Genomic DNA, 3,671 nt, shown 5'->3' with positions numbered 1-3,671 from the left:
AGCGGCGGAGACCGGTGGCGCCGCACGCTGCGCCTTCATCGCTTCGGCTTAGGCCTTCGCGGCGGCGATCTTCTCTTCACGGCTCATCTCGTCGGCCATCGCACGCTCCCCGCGGGGATCTGCGCGGCCGGTGCGGCCGCGCTCGACGCGATTCTACCGGACGGCGCAGAGCCGCTCAAGCCGCCGGCGGACCGGCTGGCGGTGTAAAATAGGTTGGCAACCGCTCCTAGTCTGCGTTTTACGATCGCGAGGGAGGGTGACGCTGGGGACGCCGCGGCCTATTCACGACCTCGCGAAGGCGCCGGAGAAAGACGCATGAAACCGTCCGCGGCGCCGAAGGCCGGGGTCCTGATCGCGGCGCGCTACGGCTTTCCGCCCAACCGGCTGGAGCTGTGCGGTCCCGGAGAGAGCCGGGCGATCCTCGATTATCTGGCCGAGCGGACGGCGGACCGCGGCCTGGAGGAGATTCTTCGCCAGTTCGCGGGCGCATACCCCTACCTGACTTTCATCGCCGCCGCGAACGAGATTCCCGATCCCTTTGACCGGCGCGTGGTCGAGGCGTACTGGGTCGGCAACGATCTGCTCGACCGAGTCCGCATGACGGATTTCTACCGGCACCTCGAAGAACGTTTCGGGAAGCGGATGCCGAAGCGCCTGTTCGAGGCGATGCTCGGGCAGATTCCCGACGGCGCCCGCCCGCACCACAACTTCCACGTTTTTGCGATGCCGATCCGGACCGGCCGCGTCGAGATCGCGCACACGCTGCGCACGATGGACGAATGCCGGATCAGCTGGGGAACGGTCAGGGCCGTACAGGGCGACGAGATCGTTGTCGAGCGCCGCCCTCTGGTGCTCCGGAACGACGACCTGGCGCTGGGGGGCGCCGAGGTGCGCACGATCCGCCGCGGGTTCCAAGGCAAGATTTTTGCCGAGGCGCGGCCGGGGGACGCCGTTTCGATTCACTGGAGCTGCGCGTGCGAGATTCTGACCGCGGCGCAGCTGACGCACTTGAAGCGTGAGACGCGTGTTCATCTTGAGCTGGTGAACCGGCGGCACCGTCTCACGTTCCTAACGTAGCGCACGGCGCCGGACCACCGACGTCTCGGCGCCCGGCCGCCGGGTGCTATACTTCCACGGCGATGTTCCGTTCGCGTCACGACTCACGCCCTGGTCGAGGAGAGGCGCCCGCGAGGCGGTGCATGCAGAGTCGGGGGTTCCGCTTTGAACTCGTCCATACCGACGCGGCGACGGGCGCCCGCGCGGGCGTGCTGCATACGCCGCACGGGACCGTCGACACCCCGGCCTTCATGCCGGTCGGCACGCACGGTACGGTCCGCGCGCTCACGCCCGAGGAAGTTCGCGGCGCCGGCGCCCAGATCGTGCTCGCCAACACCTTCCATCTACTCCTGCGGCCCGGGATCGACCTGATCGCGCAGGCGGGCGGCCTGCACCGGTTCATGCACTGGGACGGGCCGATTCTCACGGACAGCGGCGGCTACCAGGTGTTCAGCCTCGCCCATCTCCGGCGCGTCTCGGACGAAGGGGTCACATTCCGGTCGCCGATCGAGGGACGGGAGATCCACTTGACGCCGGAGAGCGTCGTCGACATCGAGGGGCGGCTGGGCGCCGACATCATCATGCCGCTCGACGTCTGTCTCGGCTACCCGGCGCCGTCCGAGGCCGTCGAAGAGGCCGAACGCCGCACCGCGGTGTGGGCGCGCCGCTCGCGGAATGCCCAAGTGCGGCCCGAGCAGGCACTGTTCGGCATCGTCCAGGGCGGGTTCGAGGAAGGGACGCGCCGGCGCGCGGCCGACGAGATCGTCGGGGTCGGGTTCGCCGGCTACGCGATCGGCGGGCTCTCGGTCGGCGAACCGCGGACGATGACGTACGGCCTGGTCGCCGCGGTGGTGGAACGCCTGCCGCCCGAACGCCCGCGGTATCTCATGGGCGTCGGCGTGCCGCCGAGCAGCATCGAGGCGGTGCGGCGCGGCGTCGACATGTTCGACTGCGTCCTGCCGACCCGGGTGGGACGGACCGGCGTCGCCCTCACCGCGGACGGCCGCGTGAGTTTGATGAACACCGCGCATACCGCCGACCTCACGCCGCTCGAGGCGGACTGCCCGTGTCCGGCGTGCCGCGGGTACACCCGGGCCTACCTGCGCCACCTGTTCAAGGCGGGGGAGATGCTGGGCCCGAGACTCGTGAGCCTTCACAACATCACGTTTATGGGGCGTTTGCTCGCCGCGATGCGCGCCGCGATCCTTGAGGACCGCTTCGCCGCGTGGAGCGAGGCGGCGCTCGCCCGTTATAAGACCGCGTGGTAGGATGGGCGCAGAGGCGCGCAGAAGGCGTGTTGCGCGTCCGTCGCCGCGCACGGATCGGGGGAGGCCAATCGGGGTGACCAGCCAGCAGATCGCGCAGTTGTTGCCGTTGGTGGTCATCTTCGTCGTGTTCTACTTCATCGCGATCCGGCCGCAGCAGACCCAGCAGCGCCGCTACCGTGAGATGCTTGGCCGCCTCAAGAAGGGCGATCGCGTGCTGACCCGCGGAGGACTGTACGGCGTGATCGTGGAGCTCCGAGACAACCGCGTTCAGCTCGAGCTGGCGCAGAATGTCCGCGTCCAGGCCGACCGCACCGCGGTACAGGCCGTCGTCAACAAAGGCGACGCGTCGCTGCCGTAGAGGCATGGTCCGCTAGCGTGCCGGAACACGCGCCGAGCCCCGGCCCGGCGGTCCCCAGCGCTCCCGGCCAGCCGGTCGCGCTCGACGACGTCAAGCGCGATCCCGAGGTCGAAGCCTACCTCTCCAAGGCGAACGAATACACCGGCGCGATCGGCTACACCGAACACGGCTTCCGGCACGCCACGCTGGTGGCCAATATCGCCGGCAACATCCTGCGCCGCCTCGACCACGACGAGCGCCTCGTCCAGCTCGCGGCGATCTCCGGATATTTGCACGACATCGGCAATCTCGTCGGGCGTGTGGGCCACGAGGCGACCGGCGCTCTGCTCGCGAGCCGCATTCTCACCCGGCTCGGCATGGACCCGATGGACATGGCCGTGGTGATGGGGGCGATCGGCAACCATGAGGAACAGACCGGCGAGCCGGTGAGCGACGTGTGCGCCGCGCTGATCCTCGCCGACAAGTCCGACGTGCACCGGACCCGCGTGCGCAACCCCGATCCCGCGACGTTCGACATCCACGACCGGGTGAACTACGCGGTCGAGCACTCGTTTCTTCGCGTGGACGCGCCGGCGCGGAGCGTCACGCTCGAGCTGACGATCGACACGCGGATCTCGCAGGTGATGGAATACTTCGAGATCTTCCTGCCGCGCATGGTGATGTGCCGGCGCGCGGCGGAGTGGCTGCACTGCCAGTTCAGGCTGCAGATGAACGGCACCAAGCTGCTTTAGGGGAGGGACGGAAATGCCGGGTATTCTCTACCGCTGTATCTTCTGCGAGACGCCTCACGAGGTGAGCCGAAGGACCGACGGGCCGGTGTACCTGCGGTGCCCCACGACATACCGGTGGGCGTGGTACGACGAGCGGGCCTTCCAGCTGCGGGCCCCCTCCCGCGGCGGCCGCGCGGCTTCAGCGGGCACCACGGCGGGGGCGCGCCGCCGTCCCGCGAGGGCGGGACGGCGTGCGGGGACCGGGCGCGCCGCGGCGGC

At 69.3% G+C, this 3,671-nt stretch carries 6 protein-coding genes; all 6 read left to right on the top strand.

Translation table 11 applies throughout. From position 1 onward, the window contains the following. Nucleotides 1-207, top strand: a 207-nt coding sequence (locus VFL28_11740) for a hypothetical protein (GenBank protein ID HET7265334.1), incomplete at its 5' end; no start/stop codon positions are given. Nucleotides 208-315: 108 nt separating this feature from the next. Then, nucleotides 316-1,077, top strand: coding sequence for a DUF6390 family protein (locus VFL28_11735; GenBank protein ID HET7265333.1), 762 nt, complete (start codon nucleotides 316-318; stop codon nucleotides 1,075-1,077). A 122-nt stretch (nucleotides 1,078-1,199) separates the two neighbouring features. Continuing rightward, the gene (gene tgt, locus VFL28_11730; GenBank protein HET7265332.1) at nucleotides 1,200-2,324 is read left to right on the top strand and encodes a tRNA guanosine(34) transglycosylase Tgt; all 1,125 of its coding nucleotides are present in this window, start codon (nucleotides 1,200-1,202) and stop codon (nucleotides 2,322-2,324) included. A gap of 73 nt (nucleotides 2,325-2,397) precedes the next feature. Beyond that, the gene (gene yajC / locus VFL28_11725; GenBank protein ID HET7265331.1) at nucleotides 2,398-2,682 is read left to right on the top strand and encodes a preprotein translocase subunit YajC; all 285 of its coding nucleotides are present in this window, start codon (nucleotides 2,398-2,400) and stop codon (nucleotides 2,680-2,682) included. 17 nt (nucleotides 2,683-2,699) lie between these two features. Continuing rightward, nucleotides 2,700-3,413: an HD domain-containing protein gene (locus tag VFL28_11720; protein ID HET7265330.1), complete on the top strand. Its 714-nt coding sequence runs from the start codon at nucleotides 2,700-2,702 to the stop codon at nucleotides 3,411-3,413. Between the two features lie 13 nt (nucleotides 3,414-3,426). After that, nucleotides 3,427-3,671, top strand: a 245-nt coding sequence (locus tag VFL28_11715) for a hypothetical protein (protein HET7265329.1), incomplete at its 3' end; no start/stop codon positions are given.

This window comes from bacterium (assembly GCA_035691305.1).
Taxonomy (GTDB): domain Bacteria; phylum Sysuimicrobiota; class Sysuimicrobiia; order Sysuimicrobiales; family Segetimicrobiaceae; genus DASSJF01.
Note: the sequence above shows the minus strand (reverse complement) of the source record. Positions and strands in the feature narration are given on the sequence as shown.